Source organism: Pedobacter sp. Leaf132, from assembly GCF_920984695.1.
In the GTDB taxonomy this organism is placed as follows: domain Bacteria; phylum Bacteroidota; class Bacteroidia; order Sphingobacteriales; family Sphingobacteriaceae; genus Pedobacter.
The window spans coordinates 144,370-170,796 of the sequence record NZ_CAKLBO010000009.1; the positions used below are offsets into that span (position 1 = coordinate 144,370).

The 26,427-nt window shown below is 35.8% G+C and carries 23 protein-coding genes; 9 read left to right on the plus strand and 14 right to left on the minus strand.

Annotated elements, in window-relative coordinates; all coding sequences use genetic code 11:
* Window positions 1-53: 53 nt before the first annotated feature.
* Entirely contained in the window at window positions 54-944 is an 891-nt protein-coding gene (locus LUA86_RS15695; protein WP_231464416.1) for a hypothetical protein, read from the minus strand.
* A gap of 96 nt (window positions 945-1,040) precedes the next feature.
* Window positions 1,041-1,751, minus strand: coding sequence for a DUF2490 domain-containing protein (locus tag LUA86_RS15700; RefSeq protein ID WP_231464419.1), 711 nt, complete (start codon window positions 1,749-1,751; stop codon window positions 1,041-1,043).
* 223 nt (window positions 1,752-1,974) lie between these two features.
* On the opposite strand from LUA86_RS15700, the gene fabV reads away from it, so the two are divergent.
* The 5 genes from fabV (at window position 1,975) to LUA86_RS15725 (ending at window position 6,012) form a co-directional block, all read left to right on the plus strand.
* The gene (gene fabV / locus LUA86_RS15705) at window positions 1,975-3,168 is read left to right on the plus strand and encodes an enoyl-ACP reductase FabV (protein ID WP_231464421.1); all 1,194 of its coding nucleotides are present in this window, start codon (window positions 1,975-1,977) and stop codon (window positions 3,166-3,168) included.
* Between the two features lie 74 nt (window positions 3,169-3,242).
* Window positions 3,243-3,779, plus strand: a complete 537-nt coding sequence (locus LUA86_RS15710; RefSeq protein WP_231464424.1) for a GNAT family N-acetyltransferase — start codon at window positions 3,243-3,245, stop codon at window positions 3,777-3,779.
* A 106-nt stretch (window positions 3,780-3,885) separates the two neighbouring features.
* Window positions 3,886-4,338, plus strand: a complete 453-nt coding sequence (locus tag LUA86_RS15715) for a cold-shock protein (protein WP_231464426.1) — start codon at window positions 3,886-3,888, stop codon at window positions 4,336-4,338.
* Window positions 4,339-4,912: 574 nt separating this feature from the next.
* The gene (locus LUA86_RS15720; protein WP_231464429.1) at window positions 4,913-5,599 is read left to right on the plus strand and encodes an SIMPL domain-containing protein; all 687 of its coding nucleotides are present in this window, start codon (window positions 4,913-4,915) and stop codon (window positions 5,597-5,599) included.
* Window positions 5,600-5,697: 98 nt separating this feature from the next.
* Window positions 5,698-6,012: a hypothetical protein gene (locus LUA86_RS15725; protein ID WP_231464432.1), complete on the plus strand. Its 315-nt coding sequence runs from the start codon at window positions 5,698-5,700 to the stop codon at window positions 6,010-6,012.
* A 178-nt stretch (window positions 6,013-6,190) separates the two neighbouring features.
* Here the strand turns inward: LUA86_RS15725 and odhB are convergent, their stop codons facing one another.
* The 3 genes from odhB to LUA86_RS15740 all read right to left on the minus strand — a co-directional run bounded on the left by odhB (window position 6,191) and on the right by LUA86_RS15740 (window position 11,814).
* Complete coding sequence (odhB, locus tag LUA86_RS15730) at window positions 6,191-7,420, minus strand: 2-oxoglutarate dehydrogenase complex dihydrolipoyllysine-residue succinyltransferase (protein ID WP_231464434.1); 1,230 nt, start codon at window positions 7,418-7,420, stop codon at window positions 6,191-6,193.
* A 115-nt stretch (window positions 7,421-7,535) separates the two neighbouring features.
* Window positions 7,536-10,334 (minus strand): 2-oxoglutarate dehydrogenase E1 component, encoded by a 2,799-nt coding sequence (locus LUA86_RS15735; RefSeq protein ID WP_231464437.1) that lies wholly within the window; start codon window positions 10,332-10,334, stop codon window positions 7,536-7,538.
* A gap of 205 nt (window positions 10,335-10,539) precedes the next feature.
* Window positions 10,540-11,814, minus strand: a complete 1,275-nt coding sequence (locus tag LUA86_RS15740; protein WP_231464440.1) for a DASH family cryptochrome — start codon at window positions 11,812-11,814, stop codon at window positions 10,540-10,542.
* Between the two features lie 169 nt (window positions 11,815-11,983).
* Between LUA86_RS15740 and LUA86_RS15745 the strand changes: the two genes are divergently transcribed.
* The 3 genes from LUA86_RS15745 to LUA86_RS15755 all read left to right on the plus strand — a co-directional run bounded on the left by LUA86_RS15745 (window position 11,984) and on the right by LUA86_RS15755 (window position 16,066).
* A complete protein-coding gene (locus tag LUA86_RS15745) occupies window positions 11,984-13,627 on the plus strand; it encodes a DUF4139 domain-containing protein (RefSeq protein ID WP_231464443.1) in 1,644 nt (547 codons plus the stop codon).
* Window positions 13,628-13,828: 201 nt separating this feature from the next.
* A complete protein-coding gene (locus LUA86_RS15750; protein WP_231464446.1) occupies window positions 13,829-14,734 on the plus strand; it encodes a TIGR01777 family oxidoreductase in 906 nt (301 codons plus the stop codon).
* A 30-nt stretch (window positions 14,735-14,764) separates the two neighbouring features.
* Entirely contained in the window at window positions 14,765-16,066 is a 1,302-nt protein-coding gene (locus tag LUA86_RS15755; protein ID WP_231464449.1) for a deoxyribodipyrimidine photo-lyase, read from the plus strand.
* Here the strand turns inward: LUA86_RS15755 and LUA86_RS15760 are convergent.
* The 8 genes from LUA86_RS15760 to LUA86_RS15795 all read right to left on the minus strand — a co-directional run bounded on the left by LUA86_RS15760 (window position 16,056) and on the right by LUA86_RS15795 (window position 24,794).
* Window positions 16,056-16,925 (minus strand): FKBP-type peptidyl-prolyl cis-trans isomerase, encoded by an 870-nt coding sequence (locus LUA86_RS15760; RefSeq protein ID WP_231464452.1) that lies wholly within the window; start codon window positions 16,923-16,925, stop codon window positions 16,056-16,058. The genes LUA86_RS15755 and LUA86_RS15760 overlap by 11 nt on opposite strands.
* A 31-nt stretch (window positions 16,926-16,956) precedes the next feature.
* On the minus strand, window positions 16,957-17,412 hold the full coding sequence (locus tag LUA86_RS15765) for an FKBP-type peptidyl-prolyl cis-trans isomerase (protein WP_231464455.1): 456 nt from the start codon (window positions 17,410-17,412) through the stop codon (window positions 16,957-16,959).
* Window positions 17,412-17,900 carry an FKBP-type peptidyl-prolyl cis-trans isomerase gene (locus LUA86_RS15770; protein WP_231464458.1) on the minus strand — a complete coding sequence of 163 codons (489 nt, stop codon included), beginning with the start codon at window positions 17,898-17,900 and terminating at the stop codon, window positions 17,412-17,414. The genes LUA86_RS15765 and LUA86_RS15770 overlap by 1 nt, the downstream gene beginning before the upstream one ends.
* A 130-nt stretch (window positions 17,901-18,030) precedes the next feature.
* Entirely contained in the window at window positions 18,031-19,812 is a 1,782-nt protein-coding gene (locus LUA86_RS15775; RefSeq protein ID WP_231464461.1) for an acyl-CoA dehydrogenase family protein, read from the minus strand.
* A gap of 66 nt (window positions 19,813-19,878) precedes the next feature.
* Window positions 19,879-20,235: a four helix bundle protein gene (locus LUA86_RS15780; protein WP_231464464.1), complete on the minus strand. Its 357-nt coding sequence runs from the start codon at window positions 20,233-20,235 to the stop codon at window positions 19,879-19,881.
* Between the two features lie 59 nt (window positions 20,236-20,294).
* Entirely contained in the window at window positions 20,295-21,470 is a 1,176-nt protein-coding gene (locus LUA86_RS15785) for an acetyl-CoA C-acyltransferase (protein WP_231464467.1), read from the minus strand.
* Between the two features lie 471 nt (window positions 21,471-21,941).
* Entirely contained in the window at window positions 21,942-24,347 is a 2,406-nt protein-coding gene (locus tag LUA86_RS15790) for a 3-hydroxyacyl-CoA dehydrogenase/enoyl-CoA hydratase family protein (protein WP_231464470.1), read from the minus strand.
* 12 nt (window positions 24,348-24,359) lie between these two features.
* Window positions 24,360-24,794 (minus strand): MarR family winged helix-turn-helix transcriptional regulator, encoded by a 435-nt coding sequence (locus LUA86_RS15795; RefSeq protein ID WP_231464473.1) that lies wholly within the window; start codon window positions 24,792-24,794, stop codon window positions 24,360-24,362.
* A 109-nt stretch (window positions 24,795-24,903) separates the two neighbouring features.
* Here LUA86_RS15795 and LUA86_RS15800 point away from each other — a divergent pair, with 109 nt between their 5' ends.
* Complete coding sequence (locus LUA86_RS15800) at window positions 24,904-25,893, plus strand: hypothetical protein (protein WP_231464474.1); 990 nt, start codon at window positions 24,904-24,906, stop codon at window positions 25,891-25,893.
* 11 nt (window positions 25,894-25,904) lie between these two features.
* Here LUA86_RS15800 and LUA86_RS15805 read toward each other — a convergent pair whose 3' ends face one another.
* The gene (locus LUA86_RS15805) at window positions 25,905-26,423 is read right to left on the minus strand and encodes a hypothetical protein (protein WP_231464476.1); all 519 of its coding nucleotides are present in this window, start codon (window positions 26,421-26,423) and stop codon (window positions 25,905-25,907) included.
* Between the last annotated feature and the right edge of the window lie 4 nt (window positions 26,424-26,427).

Genomic DNA, 26,427 nt, shown 5'->3' on the forward strand with positions numbered 1-26,427 from the left:
ATCAAAACGCTCTGATTAAACAACAGGGCGTTTTTTTTACAAAAAAAAAATGCTTAAAACTGAAAACCAATTACCCACATATTTTCCAGGTAATTAATTTTTTGGCTTGCTTTATCTAATTCATCCCACCCTGTGGTATGTACATTGGTTAAATTTGTAGCGCCAACTTTCGTTGTGTTCTGCAGATAAATGTGTTTCCAAACGTAAAACTTTAATCCAATTTTTGCAGAAACACCGTAGCCAGAAATGCTAAAGTGGTTATTTCGGCCTTGCCCGAATAAACGAACATCAGAACGTGGAACCAATAAACCGCCACCTAAACCGGTTTCTAATGTTAAAGAAGTATTTCCACTCGGGGCAACCCAAATATCATCATAGCGTTCTACTTCTATATTTGCATAATTAAAGCCATCAGTATGTTCGTAGGTTAACATACTTTCTTTAACGTTTATAATTTGCCCATTATAAGTACCTGCCAAACTACCTGTTGGTGCATTATCATGCGAAATATTCGAACCAATATACCCATTTATGGCAACCGTTTGAGGAATATCAACCACGTATTTCATGTGGTCCCAACCAATGGAAATACTGTAATTATCTTTAATGAAATACCCTGCTCTAATGTTATATTGAGGAACAGTTATCAAACTGGGATTTAAATAACTCCAACTTAATTTCGATTGCCTATCTCGGGCGGTTACATCGCTAAGCGTAAAATCGTAATTTGGCCCTTCAAAACGGATATCGCTTTTGCCATACCAGGAACTGTTGTAGCCCCAATGAAAATAAAAATCGCCCTTGCGAGAAAAATTCCTTCTGTGCTCCGGATTAAACAGGCTTTTTGAAATTGGTGTATTGCTAACAGATGAAGGCCTTAGCTCTTGTGCCTGCATACGCTTACCAAACAAGAGCGCTAAAAATAATACGGAGAACTTTTTCACTCGGCAAATTGAGCAAAAACCTCGAAATATTACAAGTGATTTAACATATTGTAACAGTTCGGATATAAAATATGACTTTAAATCATTAAAATCAGATTAGAACTTGGTGTATAAAGCCAGTTGAACAATGTTATTTACTGTATTATTGATTCTACCTTTTGAAGCCTGGTTCATGTAACCCGCTTCAATATCAAACTTTTTGGAGAAACGGTAGCCCAGTGCTAAATAGGTTCTGTTTTGGTCAAATACGTACCCATTTAATTCATCCTTATTTTGAAGGTTTAAGAAAACCTCATTCTGCAACGCCACAAACGCACCTTTTGTAAAAGTTTCTTCTGTTTTTTGCAGAGGCTGAATTAACCTGAAAAAGTATCTAAAGCGTTGCGAAAACAATTCTTCGTTGCCAGTTCTACCAATAAACCGCTGCTCCAACCTTACACGATGGCTTGCAAAAACAGATTTAATTTTGTGATTGTAAATGTATTGCTCAAATATACGGTGTTCATTTAATGAAACTGCGGCATCGCTACCTGCCGGAAACATCTGTGTAGTTTGCCATAAATAACCTAAGGCAACATTACTGTTTTTGTTGATGAAATATTGTAGCGCTGGTCTAACAAGCGTGTTTCTAACATGATCCCATTTATCTGCAGAGCGAACTTGAAAATCAAATTGCAAACCCCATTTTTCATTAAACTTTGTATTGTTTACAAACATGAACCAACCGGTATTTTGGTTTTGCGTTTGGGCAGAAAGCTTGCCAACAACCATTAGCAAAACTATGGCAAGCAATAGTGGCTTTTTCATAAAAGGTATACGGTTTTATCTGTGTTGCGCTAAATTAGAAAATTTATATTAAGCGCTAAACTTAACTTTAATTTAATATTGGAGCAAGATTTTATCGCTTACAGATTTAGGTTTATTTAAATTTCATTTAGCGTTAAGCGATTAAAAATTTATCTTCGTTAAAGATTTCGGCAATTGTAATCATTTTCCGAAAAATAATACAAAAACATAAAATCAAAAAACAATGATTATTGAACCAAGAATGAGGGGCTTTATCTGTTTAACTGCTCACCCAGATGGATGCGCACAAAACGTAAAGAACCAAATTGAATATGTTAAATCAAAAGGCGAAGTAAACGGTCCTAACAAAGTTTTGGTAATCGGTGCATCAACCGGATTTGGTTTAGCATCAAGAATTACTGCGGCTTATGGCTCAAATGCAGCAACAATTGGCGTATTCTTCGAAAAAGCTCCATCTGAAGGTAAAACGGCTTCGCCAGGTTGGTACAATAGTGCAGCCTTCGAAAAAGAAGCGCATGCAGCTGGTTTATATGCTAAAAGTATTAATGGCGATGCTTTCTCAAATGAGATTAAGCAAAAAACCATCGATTTAATCAAAGCTGATTTAGGTCAGATAGATTTAGTGATTTATAGTTTGGCTTCGCCAGTTAGAAAAAACCCTAACACCGATGTTCTGCATCGTTCTACGTTAAAACCAATCGGTGGCACATATACAAACAAAACAGTTGACTTTCATACAGGCAATGTAACCGAGATTTCTATCGAGCCTGCTACTGATGAGGATATTGAAAATACTGTTGCCGTTATGGGTGGCGAAGATTGGGCCATGTGGATTGATGCTTTAAAAGCAGAAAATCTATTGGCTGAAGGCGCAACAACAGTGGCTTATTCTTACATTGGCCCGGCTTTAACCGAACCAGTTTACCGTAAAGGAACCATTGGACGTGCTAAAGATGATTTAGAAGCAACTGCTTCTACAATCAGCGATAAACTTAAAGACCTTAACGGAAAAGCATACGTTTCTGTTAACAAAGCTTTAGTTACGCAAGCAAGTTCTGCTATTCCGGTTATACCACTTTACATTTCATTATTATACAAAATAATGAAAGAGGAAGGCATACATGAAGGTACCATTGAGCAAATTCAGCGTTTATTTGCCGATAGATTGTATAAAGGTGGCGAAGTTCCTGTAGATGAAAAAGGAAGAATTAGAATTGATGATTGGGAAATGCGTGAGGATGTTCAGGCTAAAGTTGCAAAACTTTGGGAAGAAGCAACAACAGAAACTTTACCTGCAATTGGCGATTTACCTGGTTACCGTTCTGATTTCTTAAGCTTATTCGGTTTTGAAGTTGATAAAGTTGATTATCAAAAAGATGCCAACGAAGTTGTTAAAATTGAAGGTTTAGTAGATTAAAAATCTAAAACAATTTCTCTTATAAATATTAAACGGCTGGCGAATAAACCAGCCGTTTTTAATTTCCTTAAATTATGAACTTTGAGTTACAACCTATTTTAGAAGATGACTTGTTAAGCGTTGTGCCTTTGCGGGCCACAGATTTTGAAAAACTTTACGAAGTAGCAAACGACCCATTACTTTGGGAGCAGCATCCGAATCAAAACCGCTACCAACGCCCGGTTTTTGAAAACTTTTTTAAAGGCGCCATGGAATCTGGTGGTGCTTTTATCGTTTACGAAAAGCAAAGCGGCAAAGTTGTTGGCAGTTCGAGGTTTTATGAATTAGATGAAATCAATAAATCGGTTGCGGTTGGTTATACCTTCATTGGTAGAGATTTTTGGGGTAAAAAGCACAATCGAGCTTTAAAAACCTTAATGTTTAACCATGCCTTTAAATTTGTAGATAAAATAATTTTACATATTGGAGCAACCAATTTCCGTTCGCAGAAGGCTACAGAGAAACTTGGCGCTAAAAAAGTTAGCGAAATAGAGGTTGCTTATTATGGCGAACCAAAAAAATGGAATTTCGTTTACGAAATTACTAAAACGGAGTGGTCATCTGCCCAATAATTACAAAACCCTGTACCTGTACAATAGTTTTTCTGCTTAAGTAATGCTATATTTGTATAATTCTACATTCCACTCACCTTTCTAACAACAAAATAATTAATAAAATATGGCTAAATCTCAGGCAACTTATAGTAAAAAAGAGAACGAAAAAAAACGACTAAAAAAACAAAAAGACAAACAAGAGAAAAAAGAAGAGCGTCAGGCTAATGCAAAAAAAGGTTTAGCGCTCGAAGATATGATGGCTTATGTTGATGAAAATGGAAACATTTCTTCTACGCCACCAGATCCTAAAAAAATGAAAGTTATTAATACTGAAGATATTCAGATTGGTATTTCAAGACAAGAAGATATTATTGATGAAAATCCGATTAAAAAAGGTACGGTAACATTCTTTAACGATAGTAAAGGTTATGGTTTCATCAAAAATACAGAAACTCAAGACAGTATTTTTGTTCACGTTAATGGTTTAACAACTCAAATTAAAGAGGGCGATAAAGTTACTTTTGAAGTAGAAATGGGTCAAAAAGGTCCAACTGCGGTTAGAGTTTCTAAAGTTTAATTTAATTTTCGATTTACATTTTTAAGATTGTAAATCCATCTCCAACCTGCAGAAAATTCTGCTGCGCAAGGTTTTATAAACATATATAATTCCGTCTATTTAAGCATAAAACCTGGCGCATTTTTTTCTTTTAAAGAGATATCAAAACTTTTTTTTAAAATTTTAAAAAAGCAGGTTCCTGTTGGCTTTGGCTATTTCAGTCCCGCCATCGCTTATAGTCCTCATTTCGCTGCGCTTTCATTCCGGGCTATTTAGCTCTGTCTGGTTTATTTTTCAAAAACTGTAGTTCATTTGCAAATAAAAAATGCACAAATAATAATGTCTCTACGGTCTGTAACTTACCTTTTTGTTAAATTGCTTTACATAGCTATACAATCTGCTGTAAATAAACCTGATAGGAGTAAAAGCCCGCATCCCGATTTTTTTCGGGTGCGGCTTGAAACGATAGCAGGGCTACATTTGCCATGAAAGAAAGAACCGTACATTTCCAAAATCAAAAAAAAAATTTAAATCTCGGTGTGGAATTTGCTATGCGCTTACATCATTACAGTACACACAAAGAAAAAACAGAATTATGAAAAAGTTAATAGCAATTGCATTAGTTACATTGATAGGTTTATCAACAGTTAAAGCGCAGCAAGCAGATTTAAGAAGAAAAATTAATGTTAGCGGTTCGGCAGAAACAGAAGTAACTCCAGATATTATTTACATTGGTATTTCGCTAAAAGAATATTTAAACGGAAAGAAAAAAGTTGAAATTACTGAATTGGAAAAACAACTTTATGCAGCGGTACAAAAAGCCGGAATTGCAAAAGAAAATTTAATGGTAAGTGATTTAAGCAGTTGGAATTATGCAACAGAAAAAAAGAAAAATCCTGATTTTTTAGCCAGCAAACAATACCGTTTAAAAGTTAGCGATTTAAATAAATTTAATTCGATTATTGAAGCTATAGATGCGAAAGGTATTGCAAGCACCAACATAGAGAGCTATGATTATTCGAAAATTGAAAGCTTAAAAAAAGACCTTAAAATTAAAGCGCTTTTAGCGGCAAGAGAAAAAGCAGCTTATATGGTTGCGGCGCTTGGCGATAAATTAGGTGCAGTAATTGATATACAAGATGGTGGCGATAATGTTATGCAACCAGTTTACAGAAATTATATGATGAAAACTGAAATGGCTGATGCAAGTGGTGCACCGGAGATTGACTTTAAAAAGATTAAATTAAACTTTACAGTTAATGCAGTTTTTGAAATAAAATAAGATTTTTAATTTTTTTTATTATTTTTTGATAACCTACCAACACATTTTGGTAGGTTTTTTGTTTATGTATCATTGTAACATTAAAAAACTTATAAATTATGAAAAAATTCATTTACACCTTAGCCCTTGTTTTTTCTTTGGCAATTAGTTTTAATTCTGCTCAAGCCGCAGATAAAAGAGCAAAAAACCCTACTGAATTAACGGCAGAACAAGCTTTACAATTAGAGAAAATTAAAACCCGTGTTGAAGAAATTAGAGACATGGATAAATCTAATTTAACAAGAGCTGAACGTAAAGCACTTCGTAGCGAATTGAAAGAATTAAAAGGTCAGGCACGTGCAGTTTCTGGTGGTGTTTATCTTTCAGTTGGTGCTATCATCATCATCATTTTATTATTGATTTTGATTTTGTAATCATATAGAACAACATTCATCTATCTATATAAAACAAAAAGCTTTGCATAACTGCAAAGCTTTTTTTGTGCCCAATATTCCGTCCTCTCGAGGCACGAATTTACCTTTTACAAACAAAAAAAAGCCTCAACTAAAAAGTTGAGGCTTTAAATATGTAAAGTTCCCTTTAGGATAATAGCTAAACGCCTAATAATAATCTTGCTGGGTCTTCTAATAGCTGTTTAACGCGAACCAAGAAACCAACCGACTCACGTCCATCGATAATTCTATGGTCATACGATAATGCAACGTACATCATCGGACGAATTACAACTTCTCCTTTTTCAGCAATTGGACGCTCAATAATATTGTGCATACCTAAAATAGCCGATTGTGGTGCGTTAATAATCGGAGTAGACATCATCGAACCAAATACGCCACCGTTGGTAATTGTAAAAGTTCCACCAGTCATCTCTTCTATAGTTAATTTACCATCACGAGCTTTTAAAGCTAAAGCCATAACAGATTTTTCAATTTCTGCCAAACTCATGCTTTCTGCATTACGAATAACCGGAACCACTAAACCTTTTGGCGCTGAAACCGCGATAGAAACATCAGCAAAGTTATTGTAAACAATTTCTTCGCCATCTATACGAGCATTTACCGCAGGGAAATCTTTTAAAGCCTCTGTTACCGCTTTGGTAAAGAAACTCATAAAACCTAAACCAACGCCAAATTTTTCTTTAAAAGAATCTTTATATTTTCCGCGTAAATCCATAATCGGCTTCATGTTAACCTCATTAAATGTAGTTAACATTGCCGTTTCATTTTTTACCGAAACTAAACGTTTTGCAACCGTTTTACGTAATGGCGACATTTTCTCACGACGCTCAGAACGTGCGCCAGCAGGAGCCGCAGCAGCAGGAGCTGCATTTACTTTAGGCGCCTCTGCCTTTTTACCAGCTTCCGCTTTAACAGCATCATCCTTGGTAATACGACCATCAACACCAGTTCCTTTTACAGCACCAGCATCAATACCTTTTTCAGCAAGAATTTTTCCAGCTGCAGGTGATGGAGTTCCGGCAGCATAGCTTTCGCCAGATGATTTTTCTGCAACAGGAGCCGATGTTTTATCTTCTGCAACAACTGCCTTTTCTTCTGCTTTTGGAGCATCAGCTTTAGCAGGAGCCGCACCGCCATCTTCAATTTTACAAACTACTGCGCCAATAGCCAGGGTATCACCTTCTGCAGCTATGGTTCTTAAAGTTCCAGCCTGTTCAGCTGTTAATTCGAATGTCGCTTTATCTGATTCTAATTCAGCAATAACTTCATCCATTTCAACAACGTCGCCGTCTTGTTTTAACCACTGTGATAAAACAACTTCAGTTATCGACTCACCAACTGGTGGAACTTTTATCTCTAAACTCATAATGTTTAATATATGTCTCTAATTTTATATAATGACCAATTTTTGAATCATCAATTTCCATAATCAATTATCAAACATTGCAATTTGAGAATTGAAATTTGGTTATTGGAATTTTTTAATCGGCTTCTGCCATTTTTTTACTTGCCTTTTTAGTGGCTTCTTTAACTTCTTCTTTTTTAACAGGAAGTTCTAAAGCTTTAGCTAAAATATAAGCTTGCTGGTTTGCATGTTGTTTAGCAAAACCAGTAGCTGTGCTGCTGCTTTCTTTTCTAGAAATTACATCAATACCTTTTAAACCAGTTTTATATAATTTGCGGAATAAATATGGCCATGCGCCCATGTTTTCTGGTTCTTCCTGTACCCAGAAAATCTCGTCTGCATTTTTATATTTTGCTTTAATTGCTTCCATTTGGTCAACCGGTGTTGGGTATAATTGCTCAACACGTACAACAGCAACATGTTTAACCTTATCAGCCTGTTGTTTTTCAAGCAATTCGTAGTAAATTTTTCCGCTACAGAAAACTACACGGGTAACATCAGCAGCTTTAACATTCACATCGTCTATCACTTCTTTAAAGCCACCCTCTGTAAATTCATCTAATTTAGAAACACATGCCGGATGACGCAATAAACTTTTAGGAGAAAACACAACCAAAGGTTTACGGAAATCGCGTTTAAACTGGCGACGTAAAACGTGGAAGAAGTTTGCAGGCGTAGTACAATTAACTACCTGCATATTGTAATCTGCACAAAGCTCCATAAAACGCTCAATACGAGCCGATGAATGCTCCGGTCCCTGACCTTCGTAACCATGTGGCAATAACATTACCAAACCGTTTTCGCGTTGCCATTTTGTTTCTGCACTGGCAACATATTGGTCGATTACAATTTGTGCTCCGTTAAAGAAATCTCCAAACTGCGCTTCCCAAATGGTTAATGCATTTGGGTTAGCCATTGCATAACCATATTCAAAACCTAAAACACCGTACTCTGATAAATGTGAATTATAAATATCAAATGGAGCTTGTTGGTCTGAAATATTTGCTAATGGTACATATTCTTCCTCGCTATCTTCTAAAGTTAATACCGCATGGCGATGAGAGAATGTACCACGTTCAACATCCTGGCCACTTAAACGAACACGTTTGCCTTCTGATAACAAAGTACCATAAGCCAATTGTTCGCCCATTGCCCAATCAAAAACTTTGGTTTCGTTAACCATTTTTGTACGTTCAGCAAATAATTTTTCAATTTTTTTGAAGAACTTTTTGTTTGATGGCAATGTGGTAATACGCTTACCAATTTCTAATAAAGTAGCTTTTTTAACAGCCGTTACTGGCGATTTTTCGAAATCTTTTGGCGTAGCCATACGCAAATCTGCCCATGCACCACCAAATTTTACTTCAGTTTCTCCTGCAACAAACTCTTTAGCCTCGTTTAAACGCTCTTGCAAAATTCCGCGGAAATCTTTTTCCAATTCTTTTGCCAAACCAGCTTCTAACTTACCTTCTTTAGTTAATTGCTCTATATAAATTTCCCGTGGATTAGGGTGTTTTTCGATTGTTTTGTACAATAAAGGCTGCGTAAATTTAGGTTCATCAGACTCATTGTGACCGAAACGACGGTAACATAAAATATCAATGAAAACGTCGTTTTTATATTTCTGACGATATTCCATGGCCAAGTTTATCGCATAAACTAAAGCTTCAGGATCATCACCATTAACATGGAAAACCGGCGACAAAGTTACTTTAGCGATATCTGTACAATAAGTACTTGTACGAGCATCTTTATAATTTGTTGTAAAACCAATTTGGTTATTAATTACCAAGTGGATGGTACCACCAGTTTTGTAACCATCTAAACCAGCCATTTGAATTACTTCGTAAACAATGCCCTGACCAGCAACTGAAGCATCACCATGAATTAAAATTGGAGCCAAACGACTGTTATCGCCACCATATTTAAAATCAATTTTCGAACGGCTCATTCCTTCAACCACACCATCAACAGTTTCTAAATGCGAAGGGTTTGGGCAAAGACTTAAGTGAACACTTTTACCTGAAAGTGTTGCTACATCAGTAGAATAACCTAAGTGATATTTTACATCGCCACCAAAAGGTGTATCAGGGTTGTAACTTTTACCTTCAAATTCGGTAAAAATATCTTTGTAGGTTTTTTGCATAATATTGGCCAGCACGTTCAAACGACCGCGATGCGCCATACCAATTACAAACTCTTCAATTCCTAAATCTGCACCTTTTTCAATAACTGAATCTAATGCCGGAATTAAAGCTTCCGCTCCTTCTAAAGAGAAACGTTTTTGACCTAAAAATTTTGTGCCTAAGAAATTTTCAAAACTTACCGCTTCATTTAATTTACGAAGGATTCGTTTTTTCTCCTCCATAGAAAAGTTAGGTGTATTACGAGCACTTTCCATTTTGCCTTGAATCCAGTTCAAAACTTCTGGTGTACGTAAAAACTTAAACTCTGCTCCAATAGAGCTTGTGTAAGTTTGTTTTAAGAAAGCTACAATATCTTTCAGTTTTGCTGCGCCAATACCAATTTCAACACCAGAGTTAAAAACGGTTTCCAAATCTGCATCTGAAAGTCCGAAGTTAGAAAGGTCTAGCGTTGGCTGATGTTTGCGTCTTTCGCGAACAGGGTTTGTGTGTGTAAATAAGTGACCGCGGCTTCTGTAACCATCAATCAAATTTAAAACACTAACCTCTTTTAAAAAATGTTCTGGAGTTTCGGCAGTAACGGAAGGTGCTTCGGAACCTCTTCCAAAATCAAAACCTTCAAAAAATTTCTGCCAACCAAACTCAACTGATTCAGGATCTTGCTGATACGACTGATATAAAGAATCTATATATTCGGCGTTTTCGCCGCTAAGATATGATAAACTACCCATTATTAAATGTTTACTATAAGCATTACAAAATTAGAATTTTACCTAACATTATTGGAAAAAAACTCGATTAAAATGAGATTTATTAGAGAATAGAATCATTATGGATAAATGAATGGATTTTTAATTAAAAAATTAGTGATTTTTGAATTTGCAAATGTAATGATCGCATATTCAATCAGTCAAAAATCAATAAATCTATTATTACCTATGATGCCCAGGTAAGCGCATAATTGCCTTTAGGATCTAAATTTTTAAGATTCTTATCGAAATCGAAAACACTTTTAGATTTTTGGTCGTTACCAACACCAGCCATATTTGCCCAATTACCCCAATTGCTTGCCGGATTATAATCTATCAGTTTTTCTTCAAAATATGCAGCGCCTAAAACCCAGCTAACTTCTAAATTATTAATTAAATAAAGTGCAGCAGTTTGGCGGGCTACATTTGAAATATAACCTGTTTGATTAAGCTCTGTCATTACTGCATCAACAATGGCAAAACCTGTTTGTCCGTTTTTCCAATTATTAAGATTTTCAGCAGTATTTACCTCATCAACAATACCTTGACTACCGAAACCATTAGGTTTAAAAAAATTATTCCCATACTTTTTAAACATAAAGCGAAAGTAATCTCTCCACAATAAGCCCAGTAAAATATGATTAAACATTGCCTTAGTATTAGGCATGCTTTCCATTTTTTTAATCTCCCAATAAACTTTTCTTGGTGATAAACAACCCATTGCCAACCAGGCAGAAAGTTTAGATGCCAATATCAAATTTTTTGAAGTGGCGGCTTGTTGCATCGCAATTGTAACCTTTTGCAAATTAGCAATTCCTTCAGCCTCACCTCCAATATATTCAAAATCAGACCGAGTATCTTTCTTTGGCGTACTTAAATCAAAATCAGTAATCGTTGGAATATTACCCCAATCAATAACTTCGGCAACATTAACTCTATCTGGAGCCGCAAAACAAGGCTTTATAATTGCATCTCTCTCAATTTTCTTTTTAAATTGATTAAATGCATCCGGAATATCCTTTATTGGAAAAGGTAAATCTTCTTTATTGTATAGCGTATGCCCAATAAAATGTTTCAAATTTATCCTGAGTTTCCACAATCCGTTTTCTAATTCGCTCGAAATTTTTGTTTCCTCTTCAGCCACCTCACGGTGATGATAAACTTCATTTATTTCATATTCCTGAACCAAAGCAGGAATAATATCTTCAGGTTTACCTTGAGCTACAAGTAGGTTGCCGCCTATTTGCTTAAGTGAATTTCTTAATGCGGCAACACTTTCCAAAATAAATTGCGCTCTGATACTTCCGGTTTTTAGCGTACCGTATTTGGTTTCTCCAAAGGAACGAGAATCGAAAATGTAAACAGGTAAAATTGAATCAGATTTAGCAATTGCTTCTACCAACATCTCGTTATCGTGAAGTCGAAGATCATTTCTAAACCAGACTAGAATTTTTTTAGACATGCTTATTGTAGAAGTTGTGATGAAGAGCTTAACCACAAATTTATCTTATTTTTTCTACGCATCAAAACCCTTAAGAATTCTTTACAAATCACCTACAAAATTAAATTGCCTTGTGGAAAATAAACATTCAATGCATCATTTGTAAAATTTTAACCCAACACAAATCAAAATGAAACGAATTTTAATTGCGCTATTATTCCCACTAAGTGTTTTTGCACAACAACAAATAAAAAGTAAAGCATCGTTAGAGCAGGTAACCGTTTATAATAATGGCGCCCAACTTTTGCATACCGGAAAAATCAATCTTCCGGCAGGCACATCCGAAATTGTAATTAATAATATTTCGGGCCGTGTTAATGAAAACTCCATTCAAGTTGAGGTATCAACCGGGGTAACCATTTTAGCTGTTCAGTTTAACCGCGATTTTTTAAAAACCGATGCTGCTAATCCTGAAATAAAGCTATTGAATGATAGCATCAGAATCGTTAATGCAGAATTATCGAAAACAAAAAATGCTAAAACCATTGAAGAACAAACTTTGATTTTATTGGATGAAAATAGAAAATCGGGCGGTACAAATACCGGAACAAATGTTGCCGAACTTATTAAACTTGCAGATTATTATCGAACAAAAAGTGCAGAAGTTCGCAACGCGATTGTATCAATATCAGCAACAGAAGAAAGGCAAACCAAAAAATTAAACGCTTTGCAACAACAATTGGCTGAATTGAGGAATAATCCAAACCAGCAATTGGGGCAATTGGTTCTGCAATTAATGGCAAAGGAAAGTACTAATGCAATTTATAATGTTAGTTATGTAACCCCAAGTGCAACCTGGTTAGCAAGTTATGATATCAAGGCAACCAACACAACAAGCCCATTAGCTATAGTTTACAAAGGTGCAATTACTCAAAGCACTGGTTTAGATTGGAAAAAGGTAAAGCTTTCTTTATCAACAGGCAACCCAAATTATAATATTACTGCACCAATTTTAAATCCTTGGTTTGTTTCAGCCTTTTTACCAAAACAACAATCATTAGCTAGTCAGGTTCAAGGTATAAAAATAAGAGGTGTGGCATCGCCTTTGGCAGATGAAAACAAGCTTAATGAAACCCTGATGATTGGCTATGGTAAAGCAGAAAAAAGACAAAATGTAGCCGCTTCGGTTTCAACAATAAACAATTACACATCAGTAAATGAAACCCAGCTTGGCGTAACTTTCGATATTGATATTCCTTATGATATAAATAGCGACAATAAGCCACATACGGTTTCTTTTAAAGAGTATAATGTACCTGCAAAATATAAATATTATGCTGCCCCACGTATAAGTAATGATGCTTATTTGCTAGCAGATGTGCTCGACTGGGAAAAATTGAATCTGCAAGCTGGCAACGCAAATATCATTTTCGAAGGCACATATACCGGCAAGTCTTTTATCAACCCAAATAATATTTTAGATACACTAAGCTTAAGTATGGGTAAAGACAAAAAAATCATCATCACAAAAGAAAAGCAAGAAGATTTTAGCAGCACAAAATTTATTGGAAGTAATAAAAAACAACTTTTTACCTATCTAATTAAGGTTAGAAACACTAAAAAGGAATCTGTTGAGCTATCACTAAAAGACCAATATCCGCTATCAACACAAAGTGATGTTGAAGTAGAATTATTAGAAAACAGCGGCGCTGAAGTAAATAAAGATACCGGAATTTTAAATTGGAATTTTAAACTTGCACCAAACGAAACTAAAATTATAAAATTGAGTTATTCGGTAAAATCACCAAAAAATAAAGTAATTGCTGGATTGTAGATTTAATAATCAAAATATTTGCAAACAACACGTCATTCCCTATTTAATAGGAAATTTTAATGTATTAGATTATCCTTCTTTAGCTTTAAGATTCCCGCATACGCGGGAATGACGAATGAGAGAAAATGAATAACTAATTACCATAAGCTAAAAATGGATGTAATCTAAAAAACCGTTTTGTATCTTTAGTGTTGTTAAAAGATGGCAAAAAAAATTCTGATAACCGGAGCAACTGGTCTGGTAGGTTCTTCTTTGAAGAAACTACTTTTGAGTAAAAATTACGAAGTAAATACTTTATCTCGCAAGCCTGAAAAAGAAGCAAATGCATACCAGTGGGATGTTTATAAACAAGAAATAGACAGCCGTTGCCTGGATGGCGTTGATGCCATAATTCACTTAGCTGGAGAGGGCGTTGTAGACAAAAAATGGACGGCAGAGCGGAAGCAGCAAATCATTGATAGTAGAGTAAAATCTACAGCACTACTTTACAAAGCGATTGCAGAAAATAAAAATCATCAAATTAAAACTTTCATTTCTGCATCGGCAGTTGGTTATTATGGCGATTGCGGAGATGAAATTTTGACAGAAGATAGTCCGAATGGTTTTGGATTTTTAGCAGATTGTTGCCAATTATGGGAAAATTCTGTTGATGAAGGAAAAAAACATAGCTTAAGAGTTGTTAAAATTAGAACCGGAATTGTGCTTGCTAAAGATGGCGGAGCATTGCCGCCACTTGCCTTGCCAGTAAAACTATTTGCTGGCGCAGCTATTGGAACCGGAAAACAATGGGTACCCTGGCTCCATATTGATGATATGACTGGGATATATCTTGAGGCACTAGAAAACATTAAAATGGCAGGAAGTTATAATGCTTGCGCACCATTCCCCGTAACCAATAAAGGATTAACTAAAGCAATTGCTAAAGAGCTCGGCAGACCAGTTTGGCCAATTAATGTACCAAAAAAAGCCTTAGAAATAATAATGGGCGAAAGAGCTGATGCCATTTTAATGAGCAACAATACATCTGCACAAAAACTTTTAGATGCGGGATATATTTTTAAATTTACCCAAATACAGGATGCTTTAAAAAACATCTATAAAGGCTAAATTTGACGATTAAAAATCCAACTTATTAAGATGAAGAAAACTGTTAACATTTGCTGGTTACGCCGTGATTTGAGATTAGAAGATAATGCAGCCCTGTATAATGCTTTAAAAAGTAAAAACCCGGTACTTTTACTTTTCATATTTGATAAGAATATTTTAGATAAGCTTCCAAAAAATGATGCAAGGGTAACGTTCATTTTTCAAACATTAGAAGATATAAAGCGTAAACTTCAGTCTAACAAATCTGATATTTTAATAGAATATGGTAAACCCGAAAAAATCTGGCCAAAGGTTTTAAAGGAATTTGAGGTAAAGGAAGTTTACACAAACCACGATTACGAGCCTTATGCTAAAGAACGAGATGATGCTATTGCGGAGTTCTTTGCAAGCGAAGAAATCGCCTTTAAAACCTATAAAGACCAAGTGATTTTTGAAAAAGGCGAGATTTTAAAAGCTGATAAAACCCCATACACTGTATTTACTCCTTATTATAAACAATGGCTGGCAAAGCTTGAAGATTTTTATTATAAAAGTTATCCCACAAAAAAATACTTTAAAAACCTTTACCAAACATCACATTTTGCGCTACCTACACTTAATGAAATGGGCTTTGAAAAAAGTGATTTAAAATTCCCGCCATTAAGCTTTAAAGATAAACTGGATAATTATGCAAAAAATCGAGACTTCCCTGCAATAGAAGGCACAACACACATAGGCTTGCATTTGCGTTTCGGCACTTTAAGCATTAGAAAAGCAGTAGCTGATGCAATTGAAGCGAAATCCAATGTTTGGTTATCAGAATTGGCGTGGCGGGAGTTTTATATGATGATTTTGTGGCATTTTCCTTATGCAGGTTTCGATTCATTTAAAAAGCAATACGATAAAATTAAATGGAGAAATAATGAAGAAGAATTTAAAATTTGGTGTAAGGGTGAAACTGGTTACCCATTAGTAGATGCGGGAATGCGCCAATTGAACGAAACCGGATGGATGCACAACCGGGTTAGAATGGTTGTTGCAAGTTTTCTTTCGAAACATTTACTAATAGATTGGCGCTGGGGCGAAGCATATTTTGCTGAGAAATTACTTGATTATGAAATGGCAAGTAATGTTGGTGGCTGGCAATGGGCGGCAGGATCGGGAAATGATGCAGCACCATATTTTAGGGTTTTTAACCCCGAATTACAGGCCAAAAGATTCGACCCAAAATTTGAATATGTAAAGAAGTGGGTACCAGAATATGGAACAAAAAAATATGCCCAACCAATGGTTGAGCATACATTTGCACGAGATAGAGTGCTTAAAGTTTTTAAGGAAGCACTTAATTCTTAACGCTTACGATTTCGATATCAAAATCTAAATTGGTATTAGGTGGAATAGTTCCGGTTGAACTGCCTGAAGTTCCATAACCTAAATCCGAAGGAACGAATATTCTAACTTTCGTTCCTGCTTTAAAATTCTTAAGAATTTGCCATCCTGCAATTGTGCTTAACAATTCAAAAGATAATGGAGTGCCATCAGTTTTATCAAAACTGGTTCCGTTTAAAAATCTACCTGTATAATTTACAGATATTGTACTATTATTTGATATTGGGTCTGTACCTGTACCTTGTTGAGTAACAATGTATCTTACTCTAGATGGATCTTTAATAGCAGTTAAAGAATTTGCGGCTAAAAAAGTATCTATTAGGTAATCATCCAATTCGTGTCTTTTAGCTTGAGTATAAATTCCAAGTTCAACTAAAATATTTTCATTAGATTCTATACCTAAAGCCGCAATTCCATTTCTCCCAAAAGCAAGGTTAGAAGGAATGATAACATTTGCTTTACCTCCTCTTTTTAGCTTAGATAAAACTTCGCGTACTGGTGTTAAGGTGTAAGGGCTACCATTAATAACAAACCTATCCGAATAACCAAGAAATGTACCGGGAATAGCGATTTTGTCTGATTGATTTAATACTGTTCCGGATAATGTTTTGAATGTATAGGAATAAAAAATAGAATCAGGATTTTTTAACTCAACACCATTTCCGAGTGCTGTAATATTATAATAATATCCTGTAACATCCTTGGTCATGGTTAAATTATTCTGTTTGATGTACGTTTGTATTGCAGCATCATCTACAACCTGAATTGATTCTTCATTTTTCTTGCAAGATGTAAATATTACAGCTGCAAGTAGAACTAGCATAAGGTTGATTTTTGTAAAGTTCTTCATTAATTTATTGTACGTTTATTAATTGTATTGTGAAATCCAAAACCGAATTTGCCGGTACCGGACCAGTTGCCTCACTGCCGTAGGCAAGTTCTGAGGGTATTATTAATCTTATTTCTCCGCCCTTTTGTATTAAAGGTATTCCAATTCTCCAACCCTCTATCAATTGCGCAAGCACAAAAGTATTTTCAATTTTTCCACCATCATCTATCACAGTTCCATCTAACAATCTGCCTTCGTATTTGATGGTTATTTTAGTCCCTGATGGATAAGTTGAAGAACCTATTCCGGGTTTTATAATTTGATAATATAATCCTGAAGGGTGCTTAGTTGCTTGTATTTTATTCTTTTGTATAAATTCAGTCATCTGCTTTTCAGCATCTTCATCCTTTTTACAAGCTGTAAATAAAACCGAAATAAAAAGAAAGCAGAATGCAGTAATTTTTAAAAATTTATACTTCATTAATTGGCTACATTATTAAGGGTAACGGTAAAATCAAGTATAGAATTTGCAGGAATAGAGCCTTGCGCAACATTTCCATAGCCAAAATAAGATGGAACAAAAAACCTAATCTGCCCACCTTTCTGAATTTTTGGTATAGCAATTTGCCATCCTGGTATTAAGCGGCTTAATGTAAACTCTCTTGGTGTACCATTAGAATTATCAAAAACAGTTCCGTTAAGCAGTTTCCCGGTGTAATCAACAGTTATAATACTTGATGTTGTATACACATAGGTACCAGTACCCGCCGCAATAATCTGATAAAACACGCCTGTACTTTCATCCTTTTGTACCACAATATTGTTTGTTTTGGTAAATGCTCTAATTGCAGTGGTATCAGCTTTAAATTGTGGAAGTGGATCGTAAACTTCACCCACGTCTGTTTTTTTGCAGGCCGCAAAGCATCCTGCAATGCAAACCATTAAGAAAAAATGTTTTAGCTTAAGCATAGTTCGCAAAAATAAGCTTTTAATATGGTTGCGACAATTTTTAACCAAATTTAACACTCTATAAGCAAAAAGCCTAAAGCTGAATGCTCGGGAGCTCAGCTTTAGGCTTTCAGCACAATGCTTTAAGCTTTTAAAAAATATATTTATTTGCTTCTATCAACTGCTGAGCAACTCTTTGTCGAGCTTCTTTTACGTTAAATGGTTCCACTTTTGTAAAACGACGTAAACCTACCAACATCATGCGTTGTTCATCGCCTTCGGCAAAAGCCCAAAGTGCTTCTTTACCGGCTTTGGCAATACCGTCAACTGCCTCAACCATGTAAATTCTAAGCAAATCTAACTGTCCGGCGCAAGCATCTTCTCCTTTTATAGAAACCAATTTTTCTGTTCTTAGCAAAGCTGATTCTAATACGTAAACATAACTTGCCATATCTGCAATGTTCATCAAAATTTCCTGCTCTTTACTTAGCGTCATCATCAACTTTTGAACCGCGGAACCGGCAACCATTAAGGTAGCTTTTTTCAAATTGGCTAAAACTTTTTTCTCTGCGGCAAATAAAGTTGTGTCTTCTTCACCAAAATCAGGAATGCTCATTAATTCAGTCGCAACAGCAGTTGCAGGCGTCATTAAATCCAGTTCGCCTTTCATAGCACGTTTCAACATCATATCTACCGTAAGCAGACGATTGATTTCGTTCGTACCTTCAAAAATTCTATTAATGCGGGCATCACGGTATGCTCTATCCATAGGTGCATCTGCACTGAAACCCATTCCTCCATAAATCTGAACACCTTCATCAACCGTATAATCTAAAGCTTCAGAACCCCAAACTTTTAAAATGGCGCATTCAACTGCGAATTGTTCTACCGATTTTAATCGGGCTTTGCCCGATTCCATTCCACCGGCAACCAATTGTTCGTAAGTGTCATCAATATTTTGACCCGCACGATAATTTGCAGCATCAACAGCGTAAAGTTTCGAAGCCATTTCTGCAATTTTGAAACGAATTGCACCATATTTTGAAATTGGTCTGTCGAATTGAATCCGCTCATTTGAATAATTTATCGCTGTGCTAAGCGTAGCTTTTGAAGCACCAATTGCTGCTGCAGATAATTTTATACGACCAATGTTTAAAATGTTTACCGCGATTTTGAATCCATTTTCTCTATCGCTTAACATATTCTCAACAGGAACCTGGCAATCGTTAAAGAAAACCTGACGAGTTGATGAGCCTTTGATACCCATTTTATGTTCTTCCGGATTCATGGTAATGCCACCAAAATCTTTCTCTACAATAAAAGCGGTTAAGTTTTTATCATCATCAATTTTTGCGAAAACAATAAAAATATCAGCAAAACCACCATTGGTAATCCACATTTTTTGTCCGTTGATGATGTAATGTTTACCATCATCGCTCAATTTTGCTTTAGTTTTTCCAGAATTTGCATCAGAACCCGAATTTGGCTCAGTTAAACAATAAGCCGCTTTCCATTCACCAGAGCCTAATTTTGGAATATATTTCGCCTTTTGCTCATCATTGCCATAGTATAGAATTGGCAAAGTACCAATTCCGGTATGAGCAGAAAGTGCTACTGCAAATGAGTGTCCGGCGCCAACCACATCGGCAACCAGCATTGAAGTGTTAAAGTTTTTACCGAAACCGCCGTATTCTTCGGGCACTGAAACACCAAGAATACCCAATTCGCCAGCTTTGGTTAATAGTGTAGGCATTAAATCAGGGTCTTCCTGTTTATCAATTTTATCTAAATTCGGATAAACCTCAGCTGCTAAAAAATCGCGACAAGTTTGCGCAATCATTTGTTGCTCTTCATCAAATTCTTCAGGAATGAATACATCCTGGTAAGCAGTTTCTTTAATTAAGAATTCGCCGCCTTTAATTGTGTTGCTCATAGTTTAGTATTGTGAATTGCGTAATGCGTATTGAGTCGATTTTTCAATCACATTTCGCAGTGTTAATTATTTCTGTATTAGTGCCGATTGAAGCTTATAATTCATTTTTTGAAGAGTATCTATATCATCTAAAATATTACTACCATCTACATCATTGATAAACCCCAGTTTTTGGGCAATTACTATTTGCGTTTGAAGTTCGTAACAAGAGCCATTCGCAATTCCTAAGAATTGCTTAAACTCTCCCTTTGTATTTCTGCCTGCTCCTTCCGATATATTTGAAGGAATTGAAATTGCGCACCGTCGAATTTGAGATATTAAACCAAATCGTTCATCAGCAGGAAATTTACCAGAAACACCATAAATTCGTATAGCTAAATCAATTGCTCTACTCCATATTTTTAAGTCTTTAATATTATGCATTTGTTAAGAATTTGACTGTATGATTTCTCTCAATACGCAATACTCATTCCCCAAATCGTCTAAAACATCTCAAAAATCCCTGCTGCACCTTGTCCTGTACCTACGCACATAGTAACCATTCCATACTTTTTATTTTGTCTCTTTAATTCATTTAGCATTTGCACCGAAAGCTTGGCTCCGGTACAACCCAGCGGGTGACCTAAAGCAATCGCTCCACCATTTACATTAATTACATCAGGGTTTAAATCCAAAGTTCTGATAATGGCTAAAGATTGTGAAGCAAAAGCTTCGTTCAATTCTATTAAATCAATATCATCTTGCTTTAAACCTGCTTGTTTTAATGCTTTCGGAATCGCCTCAATCGGACCAATACCCATAATTCTTGGTGGCACACCAGCAACACCATAACTCACTAATCTTGCAATAGGTTCGGCATCTAGTTCTTTCATTTTCTTTTCAGAAACTACCAAAACGAATGCTGCTCCGTCAGATGTTTGCGATGAATTACCAGCCGTAACACTTCCAACCGCATCAAAAACAGGTTTTAACTTCGCCAGTTTCTCTAAAGTTGTATCTGCCCGCGGGCCTTCATCTGTATCTACCACGTAAGAACGTGTTTTCTTTTTCAGGTTCTCATCTAAATAATTTTCGTTAATGGTAATTGGCAAAACGCCATCTTTCAAATGGCCATTTTTTATGGCATGAATAGCCTTTTCGTGAGATTTCAACGAGAAAGCATCCTGGTCTTCTCTACTTACATTATATTCTTTGGCAACCGCTTCGGCAGTTAAACCCATGCCCCAATACCAATCCGGATTGTTTTTTGCAACTTCTGCGTTTGGAACCAATTTCCAACCACCAAAAGGCATTCCACTCATAACCTCAACCCCACCCGCAATAATACAATCGGCCATACCAGCTTTAATTTTAGCAACCGCAGTTGCTATGGTATCTAAACCAGATGCACAATAACGGTTTACCGTAACGCCCGGAACTTTATCCGTATCCAGTCCCATCAGCGAAATCATTCGGGCAATGTTTAAACCCTGCTCTGCCTCCGGAGTTGCATTACCTACAATTACATCGTCAATCTGTTCTTTATCTAAATTCGGAACCGATGCCACCAAAGCTCTTATCACTTCTGCAGCCAAATCATCAGCTCTTGTAAAACGAAATACGCCACGTGGCGCTTTGCCCACTGCTGTACGATATCCGGCTATAATGTATGCTTCCATTTTTATTAGTATTAAATAGCGAGTATCAAGTATCAAGACAGGGCTCAAATTTGAAATCGCCAGTATTCTATTTTTATTTATTAATCATTAGAAAAGCAAAACCTGCATTTCATTGGTTAGGATAGTCCCGCCTGCCTACCGCAAGCAGGCTAAGCATTTCAATCTTTTGTAAACTTCTGTCATTCTGCCCATTTTCGTCATTGCCTGCCTGCAGTAGGTAGGCGAAGAGGAACTACGTAGCAATCTTTTTTGCTATAACTACCAAAAAGTATTTCCACTTCTATCGGGTTTAGAGAATTTAGGTTTGGTTTAAACAAAAATCCTACCCTGCTTCTTCCAAAGGAGGATACCCCTCAGCATTTTTAACTCTTTAAAAAGCCCATCCCTAAAGATTGCTTCGTGCCTCGCAATGACGAGACGACTAGACAAACTCCAATCTTGATACTTGATACTCATATCTCGATACTCAATCTAATTCCTTAATGGTTTTCCTTTTGTAATGATGCTTTGAATTCGCTCCAAACTCTTCCTTTCCCCTGCTAGAGATAAAAATGCTTCTCTTTCTAAATCCAGCAAATATTGTTCGCTCACTTCTGTCGGGGCTGATAAATCGCCGCCACACATAACGTAGCCTAATTTTTCAGAGATTTTTTTATCATGCTCGGAAATAAAATGCCCAGCATACATGCTATTTGCACCGGCGTATACAATTCCTAAACCTTGTTTACCCAAAACTTTTATATCAGTTCGTTGAACAGGTTTTGTATAACCAGCATCGGCTAATTCAATCGCTTTAGCTTTTGCATCAGCTAATAAACGGTTGCGGTTCATCGAGATAGAAAATTTATCTTTTTGCAGATAACCTAACTCATAAGCTTCGTAACCAGATGTTGAAACTTTAGCCATTCCAATGGTTAAGAAACGTTCCTTCAAAGCATTTTGAACAATCTGGTCGTCTTTAAATTCATCAGATGCACGTAAAGCAAATTCTTTTGTTCCGCCGCCGCCAGGAATTACACCTACGCCAAATTCTACCAAACCCATATATGTTTCTGCCGATAACTGAACATGGTCTGCATGTAAACTGAACTCACAGCCACCACCTAATGTTAAATTATGAGGCGCTACAACAACCGGAATTGAGGAGTAACGAATGCGCATAGATGTATTTTGAAACATTCTGATGGCCATATTCAACTCATCCCATTCCTGCTCTACCGCCATCATAAAAATCATCCCGACATTTGCCCCGGCAGAAAAATTTGCGCCATCGTTACCTATCACCAAACCGCGATAATCTTTCTCTGCCATATCAATGGCTTTATTAATTCCGGAGATTACATCGCCACCGATGGTATTCATTTTAGTATGAAATTCTACATTCAGAATGCCATCGCCTAAATCAATAATCGATACGCCAGAGTTTTTCCAAAGCGTTTTATTTTCTCGGATGTTATCTAAAATGATAAATTCATCAGTTCCTGGTAAGGCTTTATAAGATTTTGATGGAATATCGTAATACTTCTTAACGCCTGCCTCCACTTTGTAGAATGAAGTATGCCCGGCATCAAGCATTTCGTGAACCCAAGCCGCAGCTTTATTTCCATATTGCTCCATTCCTTCGAGCGCTTCTTTAACGCCAACCGCATCCCAAAGTTCAAACGGACCTAATTCCCAACCAAAACCAGCTCGCATGGCATCATCAATGCGATACAATTCATCAGAAATTTCAGGAATTCTATCCGAAACGTATTCAAATAAACCGAAAGAAGAATGGCGGAATAATTCGCCGGCTTTATCTTTTCCCTTAGCAAAAATCTTCATGCGTTCGCGAAGATTTTCTACAGGCTTGGTCATCTCTAGCGTAGCCGATTTTACCTTTTGCTGAGGTTTATATTCAAGCGTTTTTAAATCAAGGGCTAAAATTTCGGTTTTGCCATCAGCCGTTTTGGTTTTTTTATAGAAACCTTGCTTGGTTTTATCGCCCAACCACTTATTTTCTTCCATTTTTTGCACGTAGGCTGGAAGTTTGAATAAATCATGTGCTTTATCGTCAGGGCAATTATCATAAAGTCCTTTCGCAACCTTAATCATAGTATCTAAACCCACCACATCCGAAGTACGGAAGGTAGCCGATTTTGGTCTGCCTAAAGCCGGACCCGTAAATTTATCAACCTCTTCAACGGTCAAATCCAGTTTCTCTACTAAATGTAGCAAAGCCATTATAGAATAAACCCCAACACGGTTGGCAATAAATGCAGGTGTATCTTTACATAAAACAGTAGTTTTACCTAAAAACTTGTCGCCGTAATGCATTAAGAAATCAACAATTTCTGGCTTGGTATGAGGCGTTGGAATAATCTCCAATAATTTTAAGTAACGGGGCGGATTAAAAAAATGTGTTCCACAGAAATGCGCTTTAAAATCATCGCTTCTACCTTCAGCCATCAAGTGAATCGGAATACCAGAAGTATTAGATGTGATTAAAGTACCTGGTTTGCGGAATTGCTCAACTTGCTCGAAAACCTTTTTCTTAATGTCAAGGTTTTCAACCACCACTTCGATAACCCAATCAAAGCCTGCAATTTTAGACATGTCATCATCAAAATTTCCGGTTTTAATTTTGTTCAAAACCTTTTTAGAATAAACCGGAGATGGATTTGTTTTTACAGCGGTTTGCAAAGCAGTATTTACAATCCGATTTTTTACTGCTGGTTTATCGAGCGTTAAGCCTTTTGCTTCCTCTTCTGGTAATAAATCTTTTGGGGCAATATCTAAAAGCAAAACCTCTACGCCAATGTTAGCAAAGTGGCAAGCAATGCGTGAGCCCATAATACCCGAACCTAAAACAGCAACTTTATTTATGCTTCTTTTCATCAGAAAATATATTTAATCAACAGTATATGCTACCGTAATATCATTAAGTTTTATTAATAGATTGATGAACGTTTCCTTTTCCTTTTTAGTAAAGTGCTCATCTAAATATTCGTTAAATTTCCGTACAACGCCTTTGGCCAGTTGTTTCTTTTCTTTTCCAAAATCAGTTAAAAAAACCTTTACCGAACGCTTATCTCCTACTGAAGTTTCGCGGTAAATAAGCTTAGCTTCTTCCATGTTATTCAGCATTCGAGAAAGGCTTGTTGCTTTAACCCCAAGCAAGCCGGCAAGGTTTGAAACAGCAGTACCTTCATCATCATTAATGTTTATAAGCATGTAGCCAATTGCCTGGGTAATCCCAAAGCTTGATGCCATTTGGTTATACTTATTAAACATGTTTTGCCATGCAAACTTAACATGGTAATCTATAGTTTGCTGTTGTTTCATTTATTCAATTTATTATGCTTGCATAACAAAGCTAATGAATGTATTTTGTTAATGCAATAGGAAAATTGAAAATATTTGTCAAAAGATTCTTATAATTGATTCTACACAAATGAAAAAATACCCTATGCTACACTTAAGAAAAATTCAGCTGTTTTTTTTATTCACTTTATGCTACGGAATTAGCTCTGCGCAAGTATCCTACTTTGGAAAAGAATCAATCCCACCAGAAAAATTTGAGGCATTTAAAAAAACTACAACGCTTTTTACACTTCAATACAAAGACTACACGGAACTAGAAAAATTTGATGCTGCTATAAAAAAAAGCTGGACGATTACCCCATACAAAATCATAAAACCAGAAGATTTAGCTAAATATGATACGCTTGCAAATTATTCTTTTTTTTATTTTGATGCCTATAGCGAAGAATTTGAGAATACAAGTAAAGCTAATGTAGTTTATGTTTTGAAGCTGGCTACTCCTGGCAAAAAAGCAAAAGAGAAAGAAGAATCGGTATTAGCCACAGTTACCCTATTTGCAGATGTTTATACAAATTTGCAGGTAAACTCGATGGATGAGCAATCAGGTTCGAAGAAGGCAAAGAAATCAAAATTATTAGGTCAGCTTTTTAATCAATCTAACTTTTATAATTGGTCGTCAGGAATATTGGCAGGTTATTTAAAACAAATAAATGACGGATTAAATTCGCCCACAAATAGAGTACTTGAATTAGAGTTTTACAATAAGGTTAGATTACCGCAACTGGCAAATCAAACACTTTATGTTCCGGAATACATTAAACAAGCTTTTAGCACAATTAAAATTCCTGGCGCTGTGAGTAATTATGATGCAAATACAATACAAGAGCCATATACATATAAATTAAAGTTTGCCACATCTAAAGAATTAGATACTTTGATTTTAGATAAGAGCACACCAATCAAATATGTGATTTATACACAACGTGGTAGTGATAAAATAATTAGCATTTACGACAGTCGGGATAATCAAATCATCTATCAAAAATTCTCCCCTAATACCTTAAATTTTGAAATGAATGATTTAAGTAGTATTCAGAAACTGATAAAAACGATTAAATAAAAAATATAATTTTATGGCTGTACTATTGTTTCTTTTGAGCCAACATCTCTGGTTCTAAAGCCATGAGAGGTAAAAGGAAAATATAGCTGAACCTGAGTAGATTTAAACTGATTTTCTGCAAGTTTTTCTACAATAAAAACACGTTTATATTTAAAATTTTTCTGATTCCACTCGTCACTGATTAACCCCTTAATTTTTTCTAAATTTTGATAGGGTAAAACTCTTTTCTTCTTAAGAATGCTACTATCAGTAATACAAAAATTATTCTTATTTATACTAGCAAAAAGGTCATAAATAAGGTCTCTTTTTACATCACTGGAAATATATGAATAAGTGTAAATGTCATGCTTCGTTTCTGAGCGATCTATTTTCTTATCTAATCTTTTAGTTTCACCGATTTTTAAATATTTCTTATAAATCACTTTTGAAGAATCAACTTTAAAATAGAGATACAAATCTTTTTTTTCTCGTTTTTGAGCATTTAAGTTTAAATAAAGAAGACAGAATGCCAAAACTAATTTATAAATCATTGCA

Excerpts from the sequence above, each read along its gene's own strand:
- LUA86_RS15700 (WP_231464419.1), bottom strand. The coding sequence starts at position 1,751 with ATGAAAAAGCCACTATTGCTTGCCATAGTTTTGCTAATGGTTGTTGGC.
- fabV (WP_231464421.1), top strand. The coding sequence starts at position 1,975 with ATGATTATTGAACCAAGAATGAGGGGCTTTATCTGTTTAACTGCTCAC.
- LUA86_RS15710 (WP_231464424.1), top strand. The coding sequence starts at position 3,243 with ATGAACTTTGAGTTACAACCTATTTTAGAAGATGACTTGTTAAGCGTT.
- LUA86_RS15715 (WP_231464426.1), top strand. The coding sequence starts at position 3,886 with ATGGCTAAATCTCAGGCAACTTATAGTAAAAAAGAGAACGAAAAAAAA.
- LUA86_RS15720 (WP_231464429.1), top strand. The coding sequence starts at position 4,913 with ATGAAAAAGTTAATAGCAATTGCATTAGTTACATTGATAGGTTTATCA.
- LUA86_RS15725 (WP_231464432.1), top strand. The coding sequence starts at position 5,698 with ATGAAAAAATTCATTTACACCTTAGCCCTTGTTTTTTCTTTGGCAATT.
- odhB (WP_231464434.1), bottom strand. The coding sequence starts at position 7,420 with ATGAGTTTAGAGATAAAAGTTCCACCAGTTGGTGAGTCGATAACTGAA.
- LUA86_RS15735 (WP_231464437.1), bottom strand. The coding sequence starts at position 10,334 with ATGGGTAGTTTATCATATCTTAGCGGCGAAAACGCCGAATATATAGAT.
- LUA86_RS15740 (WP_231464440.1), bottom strand. The coding sequence starts at position 11,814 with ATGTCTAAAAAAATTCTAGTCTGGTTTAGAAATGATCTTCGACTTCAC.
- LUA86_RS15745 (WP_231464443.1), top strand. The coding sequence starts at position 11,984 with ATGAAACGAATTTTAATTGCGCTATTATTCCCACTAAGTGTTTTTGCA.
- LUA86_RS15750 (WP_231464446.1), top strand. The coding sequence starts at position 13,829 with ATGGCAAAAAAAATTCTGATAACCGGAGCAACTGGTCTGGTAGGTTCT.
- LUA86_RS15755 (WP_231464449.1), top strand. The coding sequence starts at position 14,765 with ATGAAGAAAACTGTTAACATTTGCTGGTTACGCCGTGATTTGAGATTA.
- LUA86_RS15760 (WP_231464452.1), bottom strand. The coding sequence starts at position 16,925 with ATGCTAGTTCTACTTGCAGCTGTAATATTTACATCTTGCAAGAAAAAT.
- LUA86_RS15765 (WP_231464455.1), bottom strand. The coding sequence starts at position 17,412 with ATGAAGTATAAATTTTTAAAAATTACTGCATTCTGCTTTCTTTTTATT.
- LUA86_RS15770 (WP_231464458.1), bottom strand. The coding sequence starts at position 17,900 with ATGCTTAAGCTAAAACATTTTTTCTTAATGGTTTGCATTGCAGGATGC.
- LUA86_RS15775 (WP_231464461.1), bottom strand. The coding sequence starts at position 19,812 with ATGAGCAACACAATTAAAGGCGGCGAATTCTTAATTAAAGAAACTGCT.
- LUA86_RS15780 (WP_231464464.1), bottom strand. The coding sequence starts at position 20,235 with ATGCATAATATTAAAGACTTAAAAATATGGAGTAGAGCAATTGATTTA.
- LUA86_RS15785 (WP_231464467.1), bottom strand. The coding sequence starts at position 21,470 with ATGGAAGCATACATTATAGCCGGATATCGTACAGCAGTGGGCAAAGCG.
- LUA86_RS15790 (WP_231464470.1), bottom strand. The coding sequence starts at position 24,347 with ATGAAAAGAAGCATAAATAAAGTTGCTGTTTTAGGTTCGGGTATTATG.
- LUA86_RS15795 (WP_231464473.1), bottom strand. The coding sequence starts at position 24,794 with ATGAAACAACAGCAAACTATAGATTACCATGTTAAGTTTGCATGGCAA.
- LUA86_RS15800 (WP_231464474.1), top strand. The coding sequence starts at position 24,904 with ATGAAAAAATACCCTATGCTACACTTAAGAAAAATTCAGCTGTTTTTT.
- LUA86_RS15805 (WP_231464476.1), bottom strand. The coding sequence starts at position 26,423 with ATGATTTATAAATTAGTTTTGGCATTCTGTCTTCTTTATTTAAACTTA.